Here is a 22,364-nt window from a genome sequence, read left to right as displayed (position 1 = left end):
CCTACATCCCTCGGTTCGTCGTTACTGACAAGGAGGGCGTAATGGAGCCGCGAACCGGACTCTCACTCCTTAGTATGTCATTTATTGCCAACAGCTAAGTTACCAACCGTGGACGGCCCACAGGTCATGGGACGTGATACTGCCGGTCGCAACGGCCGGGATCGGCTCGGGCGGCGATCGTTCCTGAAGACCGCCTCAGCGTCCGCTGCGGCCGGAACGGTCGCCGTTGCCGGCTGTCTCGGCCGGGGTCGAAAACCGGGGACAGTGGTAATGACCGCAGACTCGGGTGTCGAGGGGATCATACACAGCGACGGGGACGGGCCCTCGGTCCAGCAGGCGCTCTGGGACGCCGGTCTCGACGACGACATCAGCCTCGAGATTCAGACCGTCGTCAGCGACTCCGCGTCGCGGATGCAGACGGCCCAGTCGGCCCTCGAGGCGGGTCGCGCCCCGCCGGACATCCACATGATGGACAGCGGCTGGACGGTCCCGTTCGTTCTGCGCAATCAGACGGTCAACCTGACCGAAGAGCTCCCCGAGGAGACGGTCTCGTTCGTCAACGAGAACTACCTCGACGCGATCCTCGAGACGGCTCGCCACCCCGAGTCCGGCGACCTCCACGGGCTGCCGCTGTTCCCGGACCTCGGGTTCACTCTCTACAGACAGGACCTGATCGAGGACGCCGGCTACGACACCAGTAGTTGGGGGACGGACCCGCCGCAGTGGGAAGAGTTCGCGAACGCGGTCAGCGACGCGAGAGACCAGGCCGACCTCAACTACGGGTACACGACGCAGGCGGCCGCCTACGAGGGGCTGTCCTGCTGTACGTTCAACGAGGTGATGACGAGCTGGGGCGGAGCGTACTACGGCGGCGTGGACAACCTCTTCACCGCGGGCGACCGCCCGGTCACCGTCAACGAACAGCCGGTCATCGACGCGATTCGAATGATGCGCTCGTTCATCGAGGGCGAGAATCAGAACACTCTCGACGGCTACGCCCAGATCAGTCCGTCGCCGATCGTCCAGTGGACCGAACAGGAGTCGCTCAGCCCGTTCGACGCCGGCAACGCCGTCTCGAACCGGAACTGGTCGTTCGCGATCGCCCAGACCGGCGCGGAGGAGGCCTTCGGTGAGGACCTCGGCGTCACGACGAGTCCGGTCGGGGTCCCCGAGGAGGAAGCCGAGTTCGAAGGCACCGGCGGCACCGCCGCGGCGCTCGGCGGCTGGAACCTGGTCGTGAGCCCGTTCTCGGATCGCAAGGAGGAAGCGCTGCAGGTCCTCGAGGCGTTCGCCAACGAAGAGGTGATGCTCACGATCTTCGAACTCGGGGGATACCTCCCGCCGAATCTCGACCTGGTCGCGGAGGCCAGCCCGGACGACGTCGGCCCGGTCGCCCGCTACGGCGACGTCGTGCAGGCGGCCAGCGACAACGCGATTCCGCGGCCGGCGACCGACCTCTGGCCCGAGCAGTCGGCGCTGATCTATCAGTCGGTCAATTCGGCCTACCGCGGCGCAAATGCGCCAGAGGCGGCGATGAACGATCTCGCGGAAGAACTCCAGCAGAGCGAATCGGAGGTGCAAACGAATGGCAACTGATACCGACACGGACGTGTTGACCGGCGGTGAATCCGGACGGAGCCAGGATCGAGAGCGGACCGGCAATGCGGTCATCAACTGGATGGAGGGCCTGAGCGAGGGGGCCTACGCGTACCTGTTGTTGCTGCCGGCGTTCGCGCTGTTGACGCTCGTCGCGTTCTATCCGATGATTCGGACGTTCGTCATGTCGCTCCAGGCCGACCAGACGCGGGGCATGGACCCGCTCGGCGGGTTCGTCGGCATCGAGAACTACGTCGACATCCTCACCGGGAACGCGCGGCTGGCTCGGCAGTTCCTCGACGTCGGGCTGACCGGTTCGTTCCCCTTTATCGAACTCGGGACGCCGTTCTTCCAGCAGGCACTGTTCGTCACGCTCGCGTTCGCGATCATCAGCGTCATCGTGGAGACGCTGATCGGGTTCGGACAGGCCTACGTGCTCGATCAGGACTTCACGGGGCGCCGCTGGGTCCGCGTCGCGATCATCCTCCCGTGGGCGGTGCCGATCGTCATCCAGGGGATGATCTTCTTCCTGATGTTCCAGCCGACGGTCGGGTTCGGCTCCGATCTCATGCAGAGCATCGGGCTCTTCAGTTCGACGCCGCTGGCCAACAGCCGGGACGCGTTCGTCATCATCCTCGTGGCAGACATCTGGAAGTCGTCGGCGTTCATGGCCCTGCTGATCCTCGCGGGACTCCAGAGCGTCGACCGGAGTCTGTACGACGTCGCCCGCGTGGCCGGGGCCTCGCCGTGGCAGCGGTTCAAACTGATCACGCTTCCGCTGGTGATGCCGGCGCTGCTGGTCGCGATGCTGTTCCGAACCATGGACGCGATGCGCGTCTTCGGACTGATCGAGTCGACCGCCGGCTGTACGACCGTGCCGTCGCTGACCTGCCTCGTCGTCGAGGCGATGTTCGGCGGCACGCGAATCTACGCGACGGCCGCCGCCGTCGCCTTCTCGACGGCGCTGGTCATCGGCCTGATCATCGGCGGCTACGTCGTGCTCTTCCGCGACACCGAAGGAGGGATGTACTGATGTCCGATCCGAACGAACCCACCGATCCGAACGACGCCAGAGGTACCGACGACGGTGACCGACCGAGAGATCCGACGCTCCGCCGCCCCGACGGGGGCAGGAACGTCCTCAAGGAGGGCCGCGACGCGGAGCTCGACCGCGGCCCGCTCCAGCAGTGGGCCGCCAACTCCATCGAGAACCCCGAACGAGTCTACCGGGCGCTGTTCTACGTCGCGGCGATCTTCTTCCTCTTTACGACGCTGTTCCCGTTCTACTGGCTGCTCATGGTCGCGCTGACGCCCGAAGGACAGCTCCAGGACATCGTCTTCACGCCGAACGGGTTCAACCCCGGCGCCTTCATCGAGGTCTTCGAGGTCATCCCGTTCCACGTCTACATGTTCAACAGCTTCGTGATCGCGCTGGCCTCGACGGCCGTCGTCCTCGTCGTCGCCAGCCTCGCGGGGTACGCCTTCGGTCGCCTCGAGTTCACCGGTCGGACGCCGCTCATGCTGCTGGTGCTGATCATTTCCTTCTTCCCGCCGGCGGCGTTCTTTATCCCGCTGAACGACCTGTTCAACACGTCGTTTTTCTTCCTCGAGCCGATCACCGGCGACGGGACGCTCTACAACACTCCCTTCGCACTGGTGACGCCGCTGTCGGCGATCTTCATGCCGCTCGCGATATTCATCCTCACGACCTTCTACTCGCAGATCCCCGACGGGCTCGAGGACGCCGCCCGCGTCGAGGGAACGACCCGACTCGGTGCGCTGTTCCGGGTCATCATCCCGCTGTCGGCCCCCGGCGTCGCGACGGCGGGCGTGCTGACGTTCATCGCAGTCTACAACGAGTTCTTCTTCTCGTTCCTGATGACCGACGGCCAGCCCCAGAACTGGGCGCCGATCCTCGACGGGATCCTGGCCTACCAGGGCCAGTACGAGGTGCTGTACCATCTGATGGCCGCCGCGAGTATCATCGGAGTGATTCCGGTCGCGATACTCGTGGTCATCGCACAGGAGAAGATCGTTAGCGGACTCACCGCAGGAGCACTCAAGGAGTAACACAATGGCACGAGTACGACTCGAGAACATCACGAAACGATACGGAAACGAAACGGCAGTGGACGACATCAGTCTGGAGGTCGAGGACGGCGAGTTCGTCACCTTCGTCGGCCCCTCGGGCTGCGGGAAGTCGACGACGATGGAGACGGTCGCGGGGCTGACCCAGCCCACCGAGGGTCGGGTCTACATCGGCGACGACGAGGTCACCGGCCTCGCCCCCAAGGATCGCGGGGTCGCGATGGTCTTCCAGAACATCGCGCTGTTCCCCCACATGGACGTCTACGAGAACATCTCCTTCGGCCTCAGACTGCGCAAGTACAGCGACGAGGAGATCCGTCAGCGCGTCGAGGAGGCCGCCGACATCGTCCAGCTCGAGGGCATGCTCGATCGGATGCCGGCGGAGATGTCCGGCGGCCAGCAACAGCGCGTCGGCATCGCCCGCGCGATCGTTCGCAACCCGGACGTGTTCCTGATGGACGAGCCGCTGGCGAACTTAGACGCGAAACTCCGGGTCCACATGCGGACGGAGCTCCAGCGGCTCCACCGGGAGCTGGACGCGACGGTCATCTACGTCACCCACGATCAGGCCGAGGCGATGACGATGTCCAACCGCATCGCCGTCTTGAACGACGGGAAACTCCAGCAGATCGCGCCGCCGCTCGTCTGCTACAACGAACCCACGAACCTCTTCGTCGCGGGCTTCATCGGCTCGCCGTCGATGAACTTCGTCGAGGGGACGCTCATCGAGGGCGGGCTCGAGACGAACAACTTTATCATCGACCTCGATCCGGGCCGGCTTTCGGGCGTGTCGATCGGCGACGAGGTCACCCTCGGGGTCAGACCGGAGGACGTCCACCTGACCCAGTACGCGGACTCGCTGGCCGCGGCGACGGATCCCATCGACGCCCGGACCGACGTCCTGGAGCCGATGGGCGACGAGGTCTTCGTCTATCTGCTGCTCTCCGAAGCGGCGACGGGCTCGATGGATCAGGATCCCGCCACGTCGCCGAACCAGTTGCTGATGAGCGTCACCCCCGATACGGAGATCGAGGCGGGCCAGGACGTCGACGTCGTGCTCGATCGATCGAAGATTCACCTCTTCGACACCGCGACCGGTGACGCCTTGCTCCACGGCCTGACCGACCGCTCGGAACGAGAGCCCGGGACGACGCCGACGGAAGCCGATAGCTGACCCGCCTCGACCGTCAGCGGCGAGCGATCGCCGATCGGCGTATCAGCCGCTGCCGTTTGGCAACGGACAGAAGACGTTCGAGTACAAAGGTTCAATATCACGGTATTGGGTGTATCAGTCCGAGAACAGACTGCAGCTATCGACACTCCGATGACAACAGATCGAAGCGACATCAAAACGGGAATCGTTGGCTTGGGGAACATCGGCCAGTATCACGCGGAACGTCTCATCGAACTGGACGTGCCGCTCGTGGGAGGGATGGACGTCGCCGCCGAAGCGCGGTCGCGGTTCGCCCGGCGCTACGACGTCGACGTGTACGAAGACCACCACGAACTGTACGATACCGTCGACGCCGTCGTCATCACGACGCCGAACAAGTACCACGAGGAGTACGCCGTCGACGCCTTCGAGCGCGATCTGCACGTCCTGCTGGAAAAGCCCCTCGCACACTCCCTCGAGAGCGCCGAACGGATCGCCGACGCCGCCGCCAACTCGGACGGCCACGCGATGGTCGGCTTCAACAATCGGTTCTCGAACACGGTCCGGATCGTCCGCAACCGGATCGAACGCGGCGACCTGGGCGAGGTAACCCACGTCGAAGCCAACTACGTCCGACGCCGAGGCATACCGGGGCGAGGCTCGTGGTTCACTCGCCGACAGATCGCCGGCGGCGGGTCGCTCATCGACCTCGGCGTCCACGCCATCGATCTGGCCCTCTACCTGCTGGAGTTCCCTCCCGTCTCGGAGGTAACCGGCGTCGCCCGCGGCGAGTTCGGGTCCGACGAGGAGTACGCCTACCTCGACATGTGGGGCGAGGACGCCGGTCCGGCCGGCTTCGACGTCGACGACTCCGCCAGCGCGTTCATCCGGTGTAGGGGCGACCGGACCATCTCGCTGGAAGTCGCGTGGGCGACCAACCGGCCGGCGAACCACGAGTTCGTCGTTCGAGGCACCGAGGCGGCCGCGCGGTTCGACCTGCTCGAGGGCGATTTGACCATCCACTCGGCGAGCACCGCCGGGCCCGACCACCTCGAGAACACGTCCATCGAGACGCGGGAGAACGACACGCACTCGGCGGAACAGGAGGAGTTCTATGATCGGATCCTCCGGGACGATCCCGACGACAGAAGCGTCGAACACGGGCTCTCCGTCCAGCGGATCATCGACGCGATCTACCGGTCCAGCGACGACGGCCACACGATCACGATCGAGGAGTGAACTGCGGCGTCGACGCCGGTGCCTGCGATTGCAGATACGCCGTTTTCTCCGCACTCGTGGTAGTAACTCGCATGCAGATCGAACGATCCCTCGTGCTCGAGATCAGCCGCCACGAGGTGCCCGTCGGACGGCCGATCACCGTCCGTGTCCGCGACAAGGGGAACAACCCGATCGAGGGGGCGCTCGTCGAGGCCGGCTCGAAGCGAAAGCAAACGGACGGCCGCGGCCGGTGTGAGATCGCGTTTCGCTCGCCCGGCTTCTGGAAACTCGTCGCGACCAAGTCGCCGACCGAACGGGTCCGCTACCGATCGGCGTCGACGCTCGTCCGCGCGATCCCGCGGTCGACGACGGACCGGCGGCCGCGGCGGGTCGGTCCGCCGACGAGATAGCACGCCACCCGGTAGCGTGCCAGACAGAGAACTGAACGAACCGAACAGCGTCGTCTCGCTCCGCCGGAGACGGATCGAACTCCCTCCGGTGGCCGCGATAATCCCGGTAATCGAGACCCCGCGTTGCTGGCCCGCGTTTTATCTCTCCCGCCGTAGTTGGTGGTCGATATGGACATCGGCGTACACACCCCGCCGCTGGCGGACGAATCGCTCGAGGGGGCCCTCTCGTACCTCGACGGCCTCGGCGTGAGCGCGATCGAACCGGGCGTCGGCGGCCATCCGGGAGAGGACCACCTCTCGCGGGCCGAGTACCTCGACAACGACGCCGAACAACAGCAGGTGCGAAACCTCCTCGAGGAGTACGATATGCGGATCAGCGCGCTCGCGACGCACAACAATCCGCTGCATCCGAACGACGAGAGAGCCGAGCGGGCGGACACGGAACTGCGCGAGGCGATCGAACTGGCCGGCCAGCTCGACGTCGACGCCGTCACCTGCTTCTCCGGCCTCCCCGCCGGGGGACCGAACGACGAGGTCCCCAACTGGATCACGGCCCCCTGGCCGCCGGAACACGAAGAGGCCCTCGAGTACCAGTGGGAGCAAGCGATACCCTACTGGAGCGACATCAACGACTACGCCGACGAGCACGGCGTCGATGTCGCGATCGAGATGCATCCGAACATGCTGGTCTACGAACCCCACGGGATGGCTCGGCTGCGCGAGGAGACGGGCGAGCGTATCGGCGCGAACTTCGATCCATCGCACCTCTACTGGCAGGGGATCACGATCACCGACGCGATCCGCTATCTGGGCGAGCGGGACGCGATCCACCACGTCCACGCCAAGGACACCAAGATCTACGACGCGCAGGCTCGCGAGAAGGGCGTGTTGGACACGACGGCTTACGACGACGAGCCGAACCGCTCGTGGCTCTTCCGCTCGGTCGGCTACGGCCACGGCGAGGGCCACTGGAAGGACATCGTCTCGACGCTGCGGATGGTCGGCTACGACGGCGCCCTCTCGATCGAGCACGAGGACTCGCTGACCAGTTCCCGGGAGGGCTTAGAGAAGGCTGTCGACCTGCTCGAGCGAGCGATCTTCGAGACCGAGCCGGGCGAGGCCTACTGGGCCGACTAGGAGGGCGGTCCCCGAGTCTCGAGTGCGTGCCTAGTCTTCCAGCGAGAACTCGATGGAGCCGTCGGCGACCGATCGGTCGCTCACGTCGACGCGCCCGTCGCTGAAGACCGTGATCTCGTACCCCTCGTACTCGAGGACGACTCGGGCGGTCGTCGAACCGGCAGCGGGCTGAAACAGTCGATCTAACGCTTCGGGGTTGACCACCGTGTACAGCGGCTCGTACGCCGGCGGTTCGACGTCGGTAACGTCGACGCCTTCGTGGGCGGCGATCGCCTCGATGACGGCCTGGCTGGGTGCCACCGCATCGGACGACGGGTCGGACGAAGCGGACATAGCCGTCGCTACATCGAACGGCCCGATAAGCGTAGCGGCTCTCAAACCCACGTGACAAAGCACCTTTAGAAGCCATCAAACGACGGTATTTCGCCGTTCTGAAATCGGCCGTCGAGGAGCGTCTGACGAAATTCGAGTCCGGAGAGACATCGTCGGAGCGATGCCGGCCGACTACTCGGCGGCCTCGGGACGAATGAACCGATCGACCGCGGTCCGGAACTGCGGGCTCACCTGATACCAGAGCCAGCAACTGACGCCCGCGGCGATCAGCGACGTGGCGACGATTCCGAACGTCGCCGCCAGATACGCCGTCGATCCGTCGCCGCCGACTGCGAACACGTTCGCCGGGTTGTCGTGGACGAAGAAGAAGTAGCAGACGAACCACGCGGTCGGCAACAACGCGCCCACGAGCAACGGCGCTCCGTAGATGTAGTTTCGCAGCCATATCAGTCCGAGCGCGACCAGGGGGCCGACGACGCCGACGACCAGCAGAAAAGCGGGCTGGCCCTGCGTAAACGTCGCGCCCACCGTCGACTGGGCGAGGGCGAACAACCCTACAATGACGTAGTACGTCAGTACCGGGACCGTGACGATGAGTCGGGGATCCACGTACTACGATGGCGACCTATTCGTCTTAACCGTTATTACCGTCGTTCCGATAGGTTCGCGCCGTCTCGCAGTGACACGCAGCCGAGAACATCGGCGACTCGAGAGAGGGGAACGTCGTACCGAATCGAAACCGAAAGGAATCGGCGTCGTTCGGCGGTGTACGACGGGGTAAGCGCCGCATTACGTAACGGATAGCGTGGGTATTGGGTCCACACTTCTATCAATATTCGTGTTATTCACGGTAACAGGACCATAACGAAATCGGATATGATGGGAGCGATGGGTATGCGAGGTCAGGGGAGACCGAATTGGGAGTCGGCATCGACGGGACTGCGAATCGTACTCGAGACCGTTTTCGGGCGCGATGACGGACAAAGGGTCATCGAGGAGTGTCGGCGCTGCGGGACGACCCGCGAGTTAGAGGGCGTGTCCTGTCCGACCTGTGGCTGCGACGGCGTCGCGCGGTACCGAATCGAGTGACGAACGCGGTCGACCGCGTCGAACGAGCCGTCACTCGAGGGGGAGGGCACTCGTGTCGATCGCGTCCCGCCGGCCGTCCAGCACCGGGAAACGCTCGGCACGCCGCGACTCGAGCCAGTAGAGCAGTCGCTCGGCCCACTCGAGTTTGCGCGCTTTGGGCGGGGCGACGGCGGGGTCCTCGAGGTCCCAGCCGACGAAGACGAGTTCCGCGGCGCCGAGGTGGTCGGCGAGGAAGGCCGCCCGATCGCCGTCGGTGAACCCGCCGACGTTTCGGACCGGCCCGTGCGGCGCGGCCTGCGTCGTCGGGAGGACGAACTCGCTCGCGCAGTCGGGGACGACGTCCCGAACGAGGGGCACGTTATCACCGTGGGCGTGGATCGCGACCGGCGTCCCCGCGTCGGTCAACCGGCGGACGGTCTCGGGGTTCTTGTCCAGATCCGTCACCATGCAGTCGGTGTCGATCCCGTTCGCCGCCAGCGTATCGACCGCCGTCGAAGCCGCGACGACGGCGTCGGCCGCCCGCGCCCGCTCGAGGGCCGACTCCGACTCGAGTGACGGGCCGGCGCCGGTGACCGCTACCGTGGCGTCTCGAAGGCTCGAGAGGCGGTCGAGATCGAAGTCGTCGGTCAGCGAGGCCAGGACGTCGCGGGCTCGTTCGTCGTCGGTTCGATCGTAGCCGAAATCGCGACAGATCGCCTCGTAGACGGGCTCCCACTCGTCGAACTCCATGGTCGTACTGACGGCCGGAGTCCTATCCGTGTTCGGACTCGTCGCTGGCCGGTACGAGAACCGTCGGCCCAGTCGAGTCGTCACTGGTCGACGTAAGGCCACAATAATTCCGTGTTGTGGGCCGGGAGTCGCCTCCAAAGTACCCCTACCCGGGAGGCCGCCCGGCGTCCACTCCCTCTTTTTGAAGCCTCCGGTATAAGCTTTCTCTTACTCAAGCATTTGCGCGAGCGACTCCCCGACCGAAGACAGATCTCCCCGTTCGTCGCGGAGACGCGTTTTGACGGCGGAAATTCCGGTTACCGAGCCGACAATCAATATCTGATTATTGGTACCACGATACACGGACGCGTCGGCGTCGTCGACGATCGACCGAATACGGTCCCGATCCTCGCTCCGGAGTCCCTCGACCTCGATCGCGAGCGCGTACCAGTCGTCGGCGACGGTGGGATCGACGCCGCGTTCGTCGAGGTACGTTCGCAGTTCCCGACTCGAGTGGACGTCGAGTCGGGTCACCGAGAGGTCGTCGTCGACGGTCCGCGAGCGCTCGGTGAACGCGTCGCCGATCAGGGCCGCGTCCCGCGTCTCGGCGACGTCGTGGGTCCGGATCACGTGCGCGCCGCGCTCGACGGCCATCGACGTGGCCGCGAGGCTGACCGGGAGCCGCTCGTCGGTCTCGCGACCGGCGACCTCACCGAGGAAGTTCTTCCGGTTGATCGAGACTAGCATCGGCCGGTCGAGCGCGCGGAACTCGCGCAGTCGACGGAAGGTCTCGCGGTCGTTCTCGAGGGTCTGGGCCTCGCTCCAGCCGCCGAAGGCGGGGTCGACGATCGTCTTGTCGGTCAGGCCGTTCTGCTTGAGGGCCTCGTAGACCTGATCGACGTAGTCGGCCCGCTCGGCCCAGTCCACCGACTTGCGCGCGGCCCAGTCGGTTTCCTCTACGGCCCCCGGCCGCTCGAGGTTCGGCGGACTGGCCATCTTCGCGACGGCGGCGTCGTACTCCTCGCAGACGACCGGCATCTCCGGGTCCGCGAAGCCGGCGATGTCGTTGACCATGTCGAACCCCTTCGAGAGGGCCGCGTCGGCCACCTCGGCGTAGCGGGTCTCGATCGAGAAGACGGCGTCCCCGGAGACGCTCTCGATCGTCTCCAGAGCGATATGGAGGCGCTCGAGTTCCTCGTCGGCGGAGAGCACGTCGAACCGTTTGTTCGCCGACTCGAGGCCGATATCGACGATGTCGGCGCCGTCACCGATGAGTTCCTCGTCGACGTATCGGGCCGCCTCGCCGGGGTCGTCATAGACGCTCGGGTCGTAGGGGGACTCCTCGCTGACGTTCAACACGCCCATAATGCGGGGCGGGTAGTCGTCACCGATCCCCAGCCCCGCAGCGTCGACGTTGTGCATATCCGACCTGAGAAGCAGAGACTGAAATGAGCCCCGGTTCCGGCATCCCAAAGCATCCGGCTGCGGTATTCACCACGCATCTGACTTTGCGTTCTCCGCGAGACGACTACGTGGCCTCGCCCCCGTCGTCCTCGAGGACGGCCAGCCGCGAGTCCCGCAGGAGTACCTTCTTGACGATCGAGGGGTTCTCGAGCAGTCGGTGTTTGGCGTGGGCGCCGCGGCCGCGTCCGCGACCCTCGCGTTCGGACTGGATGACGTTGAGGAAGTTCTGCTCCTGGAGGATCTCCTGGACGCGCCGCTCGGAGAGCACGTCGAAGTCGAGTTGCCGCGCGACCTCCTTGTACTGGTTGTAGATGATCTTCGTCGGGAACTCCTTTTCCGTGCTGTTCTCGGTCAGCAGCGTCAGCGAGTAGAGGATCGCCTTGGCCTGCTGGGGCGAGCCCTCGATGAGTTCGTTGAAGCGATCGGCCTCGGTCTTCTCCTTGGCGTCGCGGACGTGATCGGCAGTGACCCGCGTCGCGTTCTGTTTCTTCGCGATGCGACCGGCGTTGCGGAGGATGTCGATCGCCTTGCGTGCGTCGCCGTGTTCCTGGGCCGCCAGCGCCGCCGTGAGGGGAATGACGTCGTCCGAGAGCACGCCGTCGTGGAAGGCGTCGCGACGTTTCTCCAAGATTTCGACCAGCTGGTTGGCGTCGTACGGCGAGAAGACGAGTTCGTCGCGGGAGAGACTGGATTTGACGCGTTCCGAGAGGTGGTCGGGAAAGTCGATCTTGTTGGAGATGCCGATGATACCGATACTCGAGTCCGAGATCCGCCGGTTTTCCCCCGCGCGAGAGAGTTTCCGGAGGACTTCGTCGTCCTCGAGCATATCGATCTCGTCTAGGATGACGATGGTGACGTCGGTGCAGTGATCGATCGCCTGCCAGAGTCGCTTGTAGTAGTCACCGGTGCCGAGGCCGCGATCAGGGACGGAGATGCCGCTCCGATCGGGCTCGTTGACGATCTGAGCGATCGTCTTCACGATCGACGCCTCGGTGTTTTGCTCGCCACAGTCGATGAAGGCGTACTTGACGGTGATGTCGTCGCGCTGTGCTTCGGAAATCACCCGCTGGGTGATCGAACGGGAAATGAGTGATTTGCCGGTGCCGGTCTTGCCGAAGATGAACAGGTGGTTGGGTTCGCTCCCGAAAATAGCCGGGTTCAGGGCGTCCGCAACCCGTTGCATCTGCTCGTCGCGCCCGACGATCCGATCCGGACCGGGCAGGTGCGTAATCTCGAGCAGGCGCTCGTCGGCGAAGACCGGATCGTCGTACCGAAAGAGCGGGTCTCGATCGTCGTCTGCGGACATTGCGGTACCCCGTGCCTTCCCGCTGGATTGAAATAAAGGTATGGAGATCGCTCGCGGATGTAAATGGCGGCGGAACAGCCGTAAGGCAGCCGTCTGTGCCCACATAGATCGTTCTGACAGGAAACGGCGGCCTCGCGCTTCTAACCACGACGGTGACTCGAGCGTGTCAAACACCGACACCCCCGTCGCGGATGTAACGCTGACATTGGTCAGCCGCCGAACTTCGATTCGCCGTCGAAGTCGGGAAAACCGAGCGGAGACATCACGGAAGTGAGAAGAACCCGTCCGAGAGCCCGGATAGCGGGTCATTTTGCCCCATGTGAGACGTCCGTCTGACACGGAGGGGACACACACCCCCGTCGCGTTTGTAACGGGGAAGGTGGGGAGGGGGATGCAGAATTATTCCGGATTTCGACGAGATTCGGGCCACTGATTCCCCAAATTTACATCCGCGACACTGGTGTGTTCCACGAAGAGACCCCCACACCTAGACGGCGTTACAAACGCGATGGGGGTGTGTGTCCCCTCAACAACTCGGCCGATACCCGATCGCTCGAGGACGTATCAGTCCAGAACTGCACAGAGAAACCACAACGTCGGGAAACAGGGATCCAACCGACTCCAGAGAACCAACTGACTCCCAGAAACACGGATCAAACAGATCGATGAATCGGCTTCGACCGCATCTAGATCTAGTTCTAGCTAGTCTAGAACTAAAGTAGGGTAGATAAAGTAGAGTAGTAGACAAAGTAGAGTGGACAAAGTAGGTCGATAAAGAGTGATAGACAAAATAGGGTCAAGGTAGCCGTCAGTGTGCTCCTTCCGAGTCGGTTCTAACACCGTTCCGAACGGAACTCCCAGACTCCCGAACGCGTCCCTTTTGCCACCGCAGCAGATAGTCGAGGTATGACCGACACGTCTCTCGAGTCGCCGCCCTCTCGGTCTGTCGCCTCGAGCGATAGACTTCCATGCCGACGTCTGCGAACGGACGGAACCGAAACGGATACACGGCTCCTCGAGTCGATATCCTCCATCGAACGATGACTCCCGAGCCGTCCGCGACCGAGCCGCCGTCCGATCGGACCCCGCCAGCGGTCGCCGTCGTCGACGCCCAGTTCCCGGGCAACGTCGGTACCATCGCTCGAGCGATGAAGAACTTCGGATTCGAGGACCTCCTGCTGGTCGATCCGCCGGAACTCGATCCCGACGGCGAGGCCTACGGGTTCGCGGGCCACGCCCGCGAGGACGTGCTTCCGAACGCGACGGAAATCTCGTTCGACCGGCTCGTCACGGAGTACCACACCATCGGCTGTACGGCGGTCACCAATGAGGACGACCGCAGCCACGTCCGGTTCCCGTTCTCGACGCCCGCCGACCTCGCAGAGCGACTCCCGACCGTCGAGGCGCCGACGGCGCTGGTCTTCGGGCGCGAACGCGTCGGGCTGACCAACGAGGAACTCGCCCGCATCGACGAGATCTGTTCGATCCCGGCCAGCGACGAGTACCCCGTTCTCAACCTGGGCCAGGCCGCGACGATCACGCTGTACGAACTGCGCTCGCTGACCCTCGCCGACGACGAGACTCAACTGCCGGACGTCGAACGCGTCCGGGCTCCCGAACCGACGGTCGATCGCCTCTACGACCAGTGGGCGGACTTACTCGCCGAGATCAACCATCCCGAGGAGAAACGCGACAAGACGATGCGGATGCTCCGGCGCGTGTTCGGCCGGGCGGATCTGACCGAACGCGAGGCGAACACGCTGCTCGGCATCCTCCGCCGAGCGACCGAACGACCCGCCGAGAACTGACCGAGCGCGAGCACCGGTCTCGAGCCGACCGCGAATTCGGAACGCGTCGCGACGCAACTCGCCTTCGAGAGCACCCGTGATCGCCCTGCAGTCGTTTTCCTCCGCCGTCACGTGGCCACCACAGTGATATCGGGGTAGTGGCCAATACGAGTAAATGACCGAGATCAATCGACGGCAGACACTGTATCTCACGGGAATGGGGATGACGGCGTTGGCCGGCTGCTCGACCTCGTCTGACGAGTCCGACGGTACTGCAGACGATCCGACCAATCAAACGCCCGACGACGGCGCGGACGAACCCGCCGATCCCGGCGAGACCACTGAGTACGAGGGAACTATCGAAGCCGGAGCGCTCCCGTCGTACGCGTCGCTGCTTCCCGACCTCGGCCGGTCCGAATACTTCTACGGGGCTATCGACATCGAGACGATGGTGACGCTTCTCGAGGAGAAAGACGTCCAATCGGGGGAGAATCCGACGGATCCGCTCGTCGTCAACCCCGTCGTCATCGCCCTGTTGTGTTTCGACGGTCTGACGCGGCTCAGGGACTCGCCCGCAGCGAACGCGTACAGTACGCACGACGAAACGCCGGCCGGAGAGAGTACGCTCGTGTACGCGAACGGCATCTACGCGATCGATGGCGAATACGATCGCGACGGCCTCGAGGCGACGCTCGAGGAGGACGGATACGCAACGCAGGTGGCCGACGATGGCTACACGATCTACGTTCACGAGGAGACCGGCGGGGTCGTCGGCGTCACGGACGCGGTGTTCGCCTTCCCCAACCCGAACGCGGGGGGTTCGGAGTTCGATCCGACCGCCGCGGTTCGACGAACGCTCGAGACCGCGGTCGGACGGCGGGAGCCGAAACACGCCACCGACGATGAGTTCGAGTGGTTGCTCCGGGCCGGTCACAACGGCGGCATCACGACGGGGATCTACACCGACGCCGAGGAGTTCGACGCGACGTGGCTCGGAACCGATCAGTCGGACGACGGAACCGATACCCTCGAGTCCGAGTACGGCCCGTTCGAGGGCGCAAACGGTGCCCACCAGCACCTCGCCCTCGCGGACGACAACGGCGCTCGCGCCGGGGCCATCGTCACGTACGCGGCCGAGGATCGCGTCGACGTCGACCGCCTCGAGTCGTCGCTCGGAACCGAGGCCGACACCGTCGATGTGGTGCGAGACGGACCGGTGGCGTCGATCAACGCCGAGTACGACGGCGATCTCTGACGTCGGACGCGACCAGCGAGGCGACCGCCCCGACTCGAGAAACAGGATTCGGACGCCGAATCCCTCGGACCGCCGAGCCGAACGTCTTACTGGGAGTCGGCAGTCGCGGTCTCGCGTTCGGTCACCCGAGGCGCTTCCTCCTTGGCGACCAGTTGACCCGTCTCGCTGACGGTTCCGAGCCAACCGCACTCGGGGCAGGCGAACAGCCCCTGGCCGTCGACCAGCGCGGCGCCGCAGTCCGGACAGTCGTCGGCCCCTGCCCCCGCATCCGCGGGCGTCGACTCCGTTGTTTCTTCTGGCTCGCCGCCGAGCGGCGTGGGTAGCTCCCCGGTTCGGAGCGCGGCGATAGCCTCGTCGGTCGTGTACGTCTCGTCGGCGTTCTCGTCGGTGTGGGGGAACACGCCGACCAGTTCGTCGTCCGCGTAGAGCTCGAGACAGAGCATCGGCATGATCAGCACGTCGGTCGTCTCGCCGCTGATCTGGTTGGTCGCGGTGCGCTCTCGGAACGGCGGTCGAATGCTCACGCCTCGGCGGTCCGCCCACCCCTCGAATCGCTCGACGCTCTCGAGGGCTTCCTGATAGGGCGTCTCGTCGGTCAGCGTGACCTCCTTGGGCCAACTGCGCAGGAGTAGATCGTCGACTGCGCCTTCGGACTCGCAGGCGCGGAGGGTCTCGACCTGCCTGTCGACCGGCTCGAGCAGCAGCGGCGCTCGAACGTGGCAAACGGCCGTGATCTCGGTTGGTTGTGTGTCTGGCGTCATTGATTCAGTGTTCGTTCGACCAACGTGTGTCCTGATAAAGATTATCGACGCCGCAGATATCCGACACTAGCCATCCAGCGAGACTGTTCGTCTCGGTCGAAATTCGACGAGAATCGGAACCGGACGGTATTTTCCCCTCTTTCGCCGGCGGGACACCCCTACTTCGAGGCCGCGGTCGAGCGCGTTTCGAGCGCCGACCGCAACAGCGTCCGGAGCGCGCCGCGCTTGACGATGCCGAAGCCCGCGAGGATCGTCGCTAACCCGAGGAGCATCACCGAGTCGACGACGTAGCCGAGGGCGACCCAGCTGACGCCCATCGCGACGACCGGTTCCGCGTAGCTGACCAGACTGACCTGCGTCGCCCCGCTTCGATCGAGCAGTTCGAAGTAACAGAGGAACGCGAACACGCCGGAGACGACCGTCAGGTAGCCGTAGGAGACCAGCGCCGACAGGGTGGGATCGATCGCCGCGACCGATTCGCCCCGCAGGGCCGCCCAGCCCAACAGCACCGCGCCGCCGACGAGCATCGCCCAGGCCTGAAGCGTCTCGAGCGGGAGCTCCGAGTCGATCGGTCGCACGAACACGCTGCCGAGGGCGAACGCGACGGCCGAGGCGAACACCAGGGCGGCCCCGACGGTGACGTCGTCGCCGAGCGACCCGGGCGACGGCTGGACCACGGCGATGACGCCAACCAGTCCGAGGACGAAGCCGACGACGCCGCCGAGCGAGAGCCGTTCCTCCGGAAGGACGACGCCGGCAAACGCCGCCGTGAGGATTGGGGCCGTACTGACGAGCGTCGCCGCGACCGCGCCCGAGACGTACAGTTCGCCGAGGTACAGCAGTCCGTGATAGAGCGCGATGACGAAGACGCCGGCCACGGTCACCGCCAGCCACTCCGCCCGACCTCGCGGCCGCGTGCGATCGGTCACGACGGCCGCGTATCCGAAGACGATCACGCCGGCAACCGCGTAGCGGAGCCCGGCGAACAGCAGCGGCGGCACGTGCTCGAGTCCGATCTCGATCGCCACGAACGACGTTCCCCAGCAGAGCGCGAGCATCGAAAAGAGCACCGCTTCGCGGTACCCGTTCGGCACTGAATCGAACAGTTTCATATCCGCTTCGGAAATCGTCGCTATATTTAGACCCTTCTACAAGCGAGCCGATTTCTCTGAATGGGAAACCACACATATGGATGTATTCCGAATGACTGCCTATATCCAGTCACTCTCTTGTAGATATCTCTAATTACATCGGTCACAAGACACATTTCGCTGGCTACCGAACGCCGATCCATGGCCATCGACGAACGGGACGTGCGCCTGCTGAAGGCGATTGCCGAACTCGAGACGGGGAGCCCGGAGCGGCTCCACGAGGCGACCGGGATCCCGGTCTCGACGATCCACTACCGGCTCAACAATCTCCGAGAAGAAGGGATCATCGAGAACGATCGCTACGAGATCGATCTCGAGGAACTCGGACTCGGCGTCACCGTCTTAGTCGAGGTTCACGCCGACTATCAGGGGTCGTACGAGGAGTTCGCGGACCGACTGCTGACCGTCGAGGGCGTCACGAACGTCTACTTCACGATGGGCGAGACGGACTTCATCGTCGTCGCGCGGTTGAGCGGCAGCGAGATGGTCGAGCGATTGATCGCCGAGTTCGAGCAGATCCAGGGCGTCGAGCGGACCGACTCGACGTTCGTCATCTCGGCGATCGAGGAACGGGACGCGCTCCAGAGCTACGAGTTGGAGACGCTGCTCGAGGAGCTAACCGACGAGTGAGAATCGACTGGACCCGGCCGAAGTACGGAACCCGAATTGAGACGGACTCGAGGCGTGGTTCCTACGCGCGCTTCTGGATCTCCTCGCGGAGCAGTTCGCTCACGAGGTCGCCGTCGGCCTTCCCGCGCAGCGCGCCCATGCACTCGCCCATGAGGCCCGAGAACGCCTGCATTCCTTCTTCTTCGACCTGCGCTTCGTTACGTTCAACGACGTCGACGACGGCGTCGCGGACCTCTTCCTCGTCGGCGCCGCCGAGGCCGGCTTCTTCGGCTGCCTCCTCGGCCGTTCGGTTCGGCTCCTCGGCCAGCGCGGTCAGCAGGTCCGGCACGCCCTCGTTGGGGAGGTCGCCGCTCTCGGCCATCTCGAACACGCCCTCGAGGTGCTCCCGCTCGAGGTTCTCGACGGGGACATCGTCCCGCCGAAGTTCGGTCAGCGTCGACTCGAGCGTCGACGCCGCGAGCGTCGGATCGATGCCGTCGGCGACGACGTCCTCGAACAGCGGCATGTACTCGCCGTAGGCGACCTGCTCGGCCAGCCCCTCGCCGAGGCCGTACTCGTCCTGGTAGCGTTCGACCTTCTCGGTCAGCAGTTCGGGCTCGGGCACCTCGCTCGGATCCGGCTCGACCGGCGGAACGTCCGTCTCGGGATACATCCGCGCCGCGCCCGGGAGCGGACGGAGGTAGCGGGTCGTCCCGTCGTCGTTCGCGTCGCGGGTCTCCTCGGGGACGCCCTCGAGGGCGGTCGCGGCGCGCTCGGCGGCGGCGTCGATGGCCGCCTCCGCCACGTCGGTGTCGGCGGCGACGATGGCGACGGCGTCCTCGGGACCGGCACCAACCGCGTCCCGCAGGTTGTCGACCTCGTCTTCCGTCACGCCGTAGGCGGGCAACTCGTCGGTGTGGAAGATCCCGCCCGCGCCGTGGCGCTTGGCGTGATCGGAGAGTTCGGTTCCCAGACGGCGGTCGGGCGCGATCTCGCGGCCGACGATGCCGTCGAAGCCGTAGAGCGGCACTGCGGTGACGGAGCCGCCCGAGTTCAGCGCCCCCGAAATAACGCCGCTCTCGGTGTCCTCGAATACGTCCGTCACGTCCTGGACCTCGCCCACGGAGGCCTCGCGCTCGGTGAGTTCTTCGGCGATGTCGACGAGTTCGGCCTGTCGGGCGACCTCGTTGCGGACGATGTCGTCGATGTCGTCGAGACTCTGGACGCCCTTGATCTCGACGCGGGCGCCCTCCTCGATGGAGACGTTGACGTCCTGGCGGATCGTCCCGAGTCCGCGCTTGACCTTTCCCGTCGAGCGAAGCAGCATTCCGATGCGCTCGGCGGCCTCGAGGGCCTGTTCGGGCGTCGAGATGTCCGGACTCGTGCCGATCTCGACCAGCGGAATCCCCAGCCGATCGAGGCTGTAGCGCACCCCGTCCTCGGTCTCTTCGACGCGCTGGGCGCTCTCTTCCTCGAGCAGCATGTCCTCGATTCCAACCGCGCCCTCGCTGGTCTCGATCGCGCCCTCGGTGGCGATCAGCGTCGAGCGCTGGAACCCCGTCGTGTTCGAGCCGTCGACGACGATTTTGCGCATGACGTGGGCCTGATCGACCGGTTTCATGTCCATCAGCTGGGCGATCTCGAGGGCCGTCTCGAGGGCCTCCGCGTCCAACTCGTGGGGTGGTTCGTCGTCCTCCTCGACGAGACAGGTCGTGTCGTACGCGAGATACTCGAACTCGCGGTCGACCTTGCTCTCCTCTAAGGCGGCCTGGTCGATCTCGCCCAGTTCGCTCCGCGTCGGATGGAGGTAGCGCGTGAAGCTGCGCGTCGATTCCTCCGGCTCGCGGAGCTCGGTCGGACACTGGCAGAACAGCTTCGTCGCCGTGTCGAGTTGCTGGTGGATCTCCAGCCCGGCGACGAGTCCGAGCTCGTCGTAATCGTACTCGCTCATTGACGGCCACTCGGAGGCGGAACGGTAAAAAACCGTCCAGTTACGGTCGGACCGACGGTGGTCCCGTTTCGTCCCTCGTCGGAGACTCCCGTGTGCCGATCGACTCGAGGCCTCTGCACGGGTTCGTGTGTTTCTTCGAGTTGACGCAGCACCTTCCTCAACGAGCGGGTCTGCGGAACGAGCGAAGTAGGGAGCGGTACATTCATTAGCGCGTTCCGACGTACGCTTGCCTATCATGGGGCAACGGGACCGATTCAACGGGGACACGAGAGTTCTCCATCAGCGCGCGGTCAGAACGCCGCTGCCGAACCTCGAGGCCGAGCGGGTGTTCCACGAGAACATGATGACCGTCGCGGCGGCCCGCGAGCGGAAGGCGGACCTGCTCGCCGACCCCGACGTCCCGCTGCTGGACGCCTACGAGGCGGAACTCGAGCGCGTCGCCGAGAGCTTCGAGCGGCGGCTCCGCCGGATCGTCGGCGACGACTACCGCGAGGTCGCCATGGCCCACCACCGCGGCGAGCGCGACGATCGACTCGGGGAACTCGCCGCGTACTACGTCGAGGGGCTCTGGCGCATCCAGCAGCGAACGACCGTGACGGACATGCTGTTCTCGCCGCTTATCCTCCGCTACCCCGACAGCTTCACGACGAACATCCGATTCGCCGGCGGGTACACCACGCCGAAGTCGATCCGCTACGAGTCACCGGAGCACTCGTCGGACGAACTGCCCGACGACTACGCCGAGACCTACTACGAGGAGAGCCGCTACTCCCAGCGGCGAGCAGCGACGTATCTCAGGGAAACCGCTGAAATCATCCGCAAGGAGTTCCCCGACCCCGACGAAACGACGTTCGAAGAGCGCAAGTACGGCGGCATCGTCTCGGCGGGCGGTCGTCGCGGATCGGTGTTCTCCGCGATACTCGAGCGCGTCGAGCCCGATTCGGATCGCTTCTCGGAACCGGTCGACGTGCCGACGCTCGTCGAAGCGGGGCCGGAGGCGAGGCGGACGGAACGATCGCTCCGTCTCGAGGGGGAGATCGTCGGCTGATCGCCGCGTTGCCGTCGCACGAGCAAGCCCAACGGCTACGCCCCGCTGTCCGCTCACTCGAGTATGGTCAGACTCTCCACGATCGTCATCGTGCTCGCGATCGTCCTCGGTATCGGTCTCATCCCGATCCCCGTCATCCCCGGCGTCGGCATCGTCGTCGGGATCTCGGGGATCGTGATCGGCATCATCCTCCGAGTCCTCGGGCACTGAGCGCAGTCGCTCGAGGACCCCGCTGGAACGCCCGCACTCGACACTCGAGGGAGATCACGCCGAACGAGTGGCGACCGCGACTCCGCCCGTTCGATCACTCGCTCGAGTTCTCGGCCGCCGACTCGTTGCCCTCCATTCCGTGACCGTGCCCCTCGTGTTCGTGGGACGCTAAGTCGAACCCCTCGCCCAGTTCGACGTCGCCGCGCATCGCCTCGGGATGGTACTCGCAGTAGTACTCCGCGGCGTCCTCGCTCGCTTCGAACGTCATCGACACCGCCTCGCCCGCTTCCTCCGAGGAGTCGGACTCCTCGAGTTCCTCGCCGCCCTCGGTCTCGATGATCAGTTCGTGTTCGGCGCCGTCGACGTTTATCCAGACCAATTCGTACTCCGTCCCCTCCGCGAGGTCCAGCGTCGGGTTCTCCTCGCCTTCGATCTCCTCGGGTGCGATGCCGTACCAGTACTCGCTCCGGCCGGCGAGGATGATCGGTTTCTGGTCGGCGTCGTCACCCATGCCCCCGGGAGCGTCCGCGTCGCTCTCGTTACTCTCGTTCTCTTGGGCAGTCGCCGCAGTCGCCAGTCCGCTCGCGGCGGCCGTCGCACCGATGAGCCGCAGCGCCGTCCGTCGGGTCGGATCGTGGTCCCTCATTGGGTCGCGAGATCCGGCGGCCGGAAAAAAAGCCACGCACCCGTCTCTCGAGAAACGACGTTCTGTTTCCGGTTAGCGTGCGATTTGTGCGCGAAACTGTGGTAAACTATCTCTAGCTCGGCGAAACGGCCGCGATTTCCGCTCGAGCGCGTGCGCGTTTCGAGTGTTCTCGGTCGACAGCGATACTCTCGGTCGGCGGCGGGATCGATCGGTATCTTCCGCGATCGCGCTCGGTCCGACTGCGACTCGACGGTCGCCCGGTCTTCCGTCAGAAAATTATGTCATAATCGGATTACGTAATGGGAAGTATCGGCAGCGGTATCGAACGGGGCGGCTTTCCACCGAAATCCAGTCAAGTGAGTTAGGTAATAGGTGGGGTGCGTCCCACCACATCTGTTTGCTGGTCTGAAAATCTCGTAATTGAGGCCCAAAAGCAATATATCA

General features: G+C 64.8%; 21 protein-coding genes. 12 read left to right on the top strand and 9 right to left on the bottom strand.

Annotated features, from left to right (window positions below; translation table 11 throughout):
- Positions 1-126 precede the first annotated feature (126 nt).
- The 7 genes from HTUR_RS09110 to HTUR_RS09080 all read left to right on the top strand — a co-directional run bounded on the left by HTUR_RS09110 (position 127) and on the right by HTUR_RS09080 (position 7,602).
- Entirely contained in the window at positions 127-1,596 is a 1,470-nt protein-coding gene (locus HTUR_RS09110; protein WP_049941671.1) for an extracellular solute-binding protein, read from the top strand.
- On the top strand, positions 1,586-2,629 hold the full coding sequence (locus HTUR_RS09105; RefSeq protein ID WP_012943030.1) for a carbohydrate ABC transporter permease: 1,044 nt from the start codon (positions 1,586-1,588) through the stop codon (positions 2,627-2,629). Before HTUR_RS09110 ends, HTUR_RS09105 begins: the two co-directional genes overlap by 11 nt.
- On the top strand, positions 2,629-3,666 hold the full coding sequence (locus HTUR_RS09100) for a carbohydrate ABC transporter permease (protein WP_012943029.1): 1,038 nt from the start codon (positions 2,629-2,631) through the stop codon (positions 3,664-3,666). Before HTUR_RS09105 ends, HTUR_RS09100 begins: the two co-directional genes overlap by 1 nt.
- 4 nt (positions 3,667-3,670) lie before the next feature.
- Positions 3,671-4,858, top strand: a complete 1,188-nt coding sequence (locus HTUR_RS09095; protein WP_012943028.1) for an ABC transporter ATP-binding protein — start codon at positions 3,671-3,673, stop codon at positions 4,856-4,858.
- A gap of 138 nt (positions 4,859-4,996) precedes the next feature.
- Positions 4,997-6,076 carry a Gfo/Idh/MocA family protein gene (locus tag HTUR_RS09090; RefSeq protein ID WP_343122706.1) on the top strand — a complete coding sequence of 360 codons (1,080 nt, stop codon included), beginning with the start codon at positions 4,997-4,999 and terminating at the stop codon, positions 6,074-6,076.
- Positions 6,077-6,147: 71 nt separating this feature from the next.
- Entirely contained in the window at positions 6,148-6,465 is a 318-nt protein-coding gene (locus tag HTUR_RS09085) for a hypothetical protein (protein WP_012943026.1), read from the top strand.
- A 168-nt stretch (positions 6,466-6,633) separates the two neighbouring features.
- Positions 6,634-7,602 carry a sugar phosphate isomerase/epimerase family protein gene (locus HTUR_RS09080; protein ID WP_012943025.1) on the top strand — a complete coding sequence of 323 codons (969 nt, stop codon included), beginning with the start codon at positions 6,634-6,636 and terminating at the stop codon, positions 7,600-7,602.
- A 30-nt stretch (positions 7,603-7,632) separates the two neighbouring features.
- Here HTUR_RS09080 and HTUR_RS09075 read toward each other — a convergent pair whose 3' ends face one another.
- From HTUR_RS09075 to HTUR_RS09050, 5 genes are all read right to left on the bottom strand, one after another.
- Positions 7,633-7,935: a HalOD1 output domain-containing protein gene (locus tag HTUR_RS09075; protein WP_012943024.1), complete on the bottom strand. Its 303-nt coding sequence runs from the start codon at positions 7,933-7,935 to the stop codon at positions 7,633-7,635.
- A 171-nt stretch (positions 7,936-8,106) separates the two neighbouring features.
- Positions 8,107-8,544, bottom strand: a complete 438-nt coding sequence (locus HTUR_RS09070) for a hypothetical protein (RefSeq protein WP_012943023.1) — start codon at positions 8,542-8,544, stop codon at positions 8,107-8,109.
- A gap of 510 nt (positions 8,545-9,054) precedes the next feature.
- Positions 9,055-9,753: a 6-hydroxymethylpterin diphosphokinase MptE-like protein gene (locus HTUR_RS09060; protein WP_012943021.1), complete on the bottom strand. Its 699-nt coding sequence runs from the start codon at positions 9,751-9,753 to the stop codon at positions 9,055-9,057.
- A gap of 207 nt (positions 9,754-9,960) precedes the next feature.
- Positions 9,961-11,154, bottom strand: a complete 1,194-nt coding sequence (gene folP, locus HTUR_RS09055; RefSeq protein WP_012943020.1) for a dihydropteroate synthase — start codon at positions 11,152-11,154, stop codon at positions 9,961-9,963.
- A 106-nt stretch (positions 11,155-11,260) separates the two neighbouring features.
- Positions 11,261-12,502 carry a Cdc6/Cdc18 family protein gene (locus tag HTUR_RS09050; RefSeq protein ID WP_012943019.1) on the bottom strand — a complete coding sequence of 414 codons (1,242 nt, stop codon included), beginning with the start codon at positions 12,500-12,502 and terminating at the stop codon, positions 11,261-11,263.
- Positions 12,503-13,542: 1,040 nt separating this feature from the next.
- On the opposite strand from HTUR_RS09050, the gene HTUR_RS09045 reads away from it, so the two are divergent.
- Both HTUR_RS09045 and HTUR_RS09040 read left to right on the top strand, forming a co-directional pair.
- A complete protein-coding gene (locus HTUR_RS09045) occupies positions 13,543-14,310 on the top strand; it encodes an RNA methyltransferase (RefSeq protein WP_012943018.1) in 768 nt (255 codons plus the stop codon).
- Positions 14,311-14,464: 154 nt separating this feature from the next.
- Positions 14,465-15,544, top strand: coding sequence for a hypothetical protein (locus HTUR_RS09040; RefSeq protein ID WP_012943017.1), 1,080 nt, complete (start codon positions 14,465-14,467; stop codon positions 15,542-15,544).
- A gap of 86 nt (positions 15,545-15,630) precedes the next feature.
- On the opposite strand, the gene HTUR_RS09035 is transcribed toward HTUR_RS09040, so the two are convergent.
- Complete coding sequence (locus HTUR_RS09035) at positions 15,631-16,305, bottom strand: HTH domain-containing protein (protein ID WP_012943016.1); 675 nt, start codon at positions 16,303-16,305, stop codon at positions 15,631-15,633.
- A 158-nt stretch (positions 16,306-16,463) separates the two neighbouring features.
- Positions 16,464-17,417 (bottom strand): DMT family transporter, encoded by a 954-nt coding sequence (locus HTUR_RS09030; RefSeq protein WP_012943015.1) that lies wholly within the window; start codon positions 17,415-17,417, stop codon positions 16,464-16,466.
- A 186-nt stretch (positions 17,418-17,603) separates the two neighbouring features.
- Here HTUR_RS09030 and HTUR_RS09025 point away from each other — a divergent pair, with 186 nt between their 5' ends.
- On the top strand, positions 17,604-18,086 hold the full coding sequence (locus tag HTUR_RS09025; protein WP_049941863.1) for an Lrp/AsnC family transcriptional regulator: 483 nt from the start codon (positions 17,604-17,606) through the stop codon (positions 18,084-18,086).
- Positions 18,087-18,147: 61 nt separating this feature from the next.
- Here HTUR_RS09025 and gatE read toward each other — a convergent pair whose 3' ends face one another.
- Entirely contained in the window at positions 18,148-20,016 is a 1,869-nt protein-coding gene (gene gatE / locus HTUR_RS09020) for a Glu-tRNA(Gln) amidotransferase subunit GatE (RefSeq protein ID WP_012943013.1), read from the bottom strand.
- A gap of 235 nt (positions 20,017-20,251) precedes the next feature.
- On the opposite strand from gatE, the gene HTUR_RS09015 reads away from it, so the two are divergent.
- Positions 20,252-21,064, top strand: a complete 813-nt coding sequence (locus HTUR_RS09015; protein WP_012943012.1) for a hypothetical protein — start codon at positions 20,252-20,254, stop codon at positions 21,062-21,064.
- Positions 21,065-21,127: 63 nt separating this feature from the next.
- Positions 21,128-21,274 (top strand): hypothetical protein, encoded by a 147-nt coding sequence (locus tag HTUR_RS27335; protein WP_012943011.1) that lies wholly within the window; start codon positions 21,128-21,130, stop codon positions 21,272-21,274.
- A gap of 94 nt (positions 21,275-21,368) precedes the next feature.
- Here the strand turns inward: HTUR_RS27335 and HTUR_RS09010 are convergent, their stop codons facing one another.
- Positions 21,369-21,920, bottom strand: a complete 552-nt coding sequence (locus tag HTUR_RS09010) for a plastocyanin/azurin family copper-binding protein (protein ID WP_012943010.1) — start codon at positions 21,918-21,920, stop codon at positions 21,369-21,371.
- Positions 21,921-22,364 lie beyond the last annotated feature (444 nt).

It is taken from the genome of Haloterrigena turkmenica DSM 5511 (assembly GCF_000025325.1).
Lineage (GTDB): Archaea > Halobacteriota > Halobacteria > Halobacteriales > Natrialbaceae > Haloterrigena > Haloterrigena turkmenica.
The sequence above is the reverse complement of the archived record's forward strand: the minus strand, read 5'-3'. Positions and strand labels throughout refer to the sequence as shown.

What these genes read in the sequence shown, in the direction of transcription:
- HTUR_RS09050 (WP_012943019.1), bottom strand. Translation starts at nt 12,502, where the DNA reads ATGTCCGCAGACGACGATCGAGACCCGCTCTTTCGGTACGACGATCCG.
- HTUR_RS09045 (WP_012943018.1), top strand. Translation starts at nt 13,543, where the DNA reads ATGACTCCCGAGCCGTCCGCGACCGAGCCGCCGTCCGATCGGACCCCG.
- HTUR_RS09035 (WP_012943016.1), bottom strand. Translation starts at nt 16,305, where the DNA reads ATGACGCCAGACACACAACCAACCGAGATCACGGCCGTTTGCCACGTT.
- HTUR_RS09040 (WP_012943017.1), top strand. Translation starts at nt 14,465, where the DNA reads ATGACCGAGATCAATCGACGGCAGACACTGTATCTCACGGGAATGGGG.
- HTUR_RS27335 (WP_012943011.1), top strand. Translation starts at nt 21,128, where the DNA reads ATGGTCAGACTCTCCACGATCGTCATCGTGCTCGCGATCGTCCTCGGT.
- HTUR_RS09010 (WP_012943010.1), bottom strand. Translation starts at nt 21,920, where the DNA reads ATGAGGGACCACGATCCGACCCGACGGACGGCGCTGCGGCTCATCGGT.
- HTUR_RS09110 (WP_049941671.1), top strand. Translation starts at nt 127, where the DNA reads ATGGGACGTGATACTGCCGGTCGCAACGGCCGGGATCGGCTCGGGCGG.
- HTUR_RS09080 (WP_012943025.1), top strand. Translation starts at nt 6,634, where the DNA reads ATGGACATCGGCGTACACACCCCGCCGCTGGCGGACGAATCGCTCGAG.
- folP (WP_012943020.1), bottom strand. Translation starts at nt 11,154, where the DNA reads ATGCACAACGTCGACGCTGCGGGGCTGGGGATCGGTGACGACTACCCG.
- HTUR_RS09095 (WP_012943028.1), top strand. Translation starts at nt 3,671, where the DNA reads ATGGCACGAGTACGACTCGAGAACATCACGAAACGATACGGAAACGAA.
- gatE (WP_012943013.1), bottom strand. Translation starts at nt 20,016, where the DNA reads ATGAGCGAGTACGATTACGACGAGCTCGGACTCGTCGCCGGGCTGGAG.
- HTUR_RS09085 (WP_012943026.1), top strand. Translation starts at nt 6,148, where the DNA reads ATGCAGATCGAACGATCCCTCGTGCTCGAGATCAGCCGCCACGAGGTG.
- HTUR_RS09100 (WP_012943029.1), top strand. Translation starts at nt 2,629, where the DNA reads ATGTCCGATCCGAACGAACCCACCGATCCGAACGACGCCAGAGGTACC.
- HTUR_RS09060 (WP_012943021.1), bottom strand. Translation starts at nt 9,753, where the DNA reads ATGGAGTTCGACGAGTGGGAGCCCGTCTACGAGGCGATCTGTCGCGAT.
- HTUR_RS09030 (WP_012943015.1), bottom strand. Translation starts at nt 17,417, where the DNA reads ATGAAACTGTTCGATTCAGTGCCGAACGGGTACCGCGAAGCGGTGCTC.
- HTUR_RS09105 (WP_012943030.1), top strand. Translation starts at nt 1,586, where the DNA reads ATGGCAACTGATACCGACACGGACGTGTTGACCGGCGGTGAATCCGGA.
- HTUR_RS09075 (WP_012943024.1), bottom strand. Translation starts at nt 7,935, where the DNA reads ATGTCCGCTTCGTCCGACCCGTCGTCCGATGCGGTGGCACCCAGCCAG.
- HTUR_RS09015 (WP_012943012.1), top strand. Translation starts at nt 20,252, where the DNA reads ATGGGGCAACGGGACCGATTCAACGGGGACACGAGAGTTCTCCATCAG.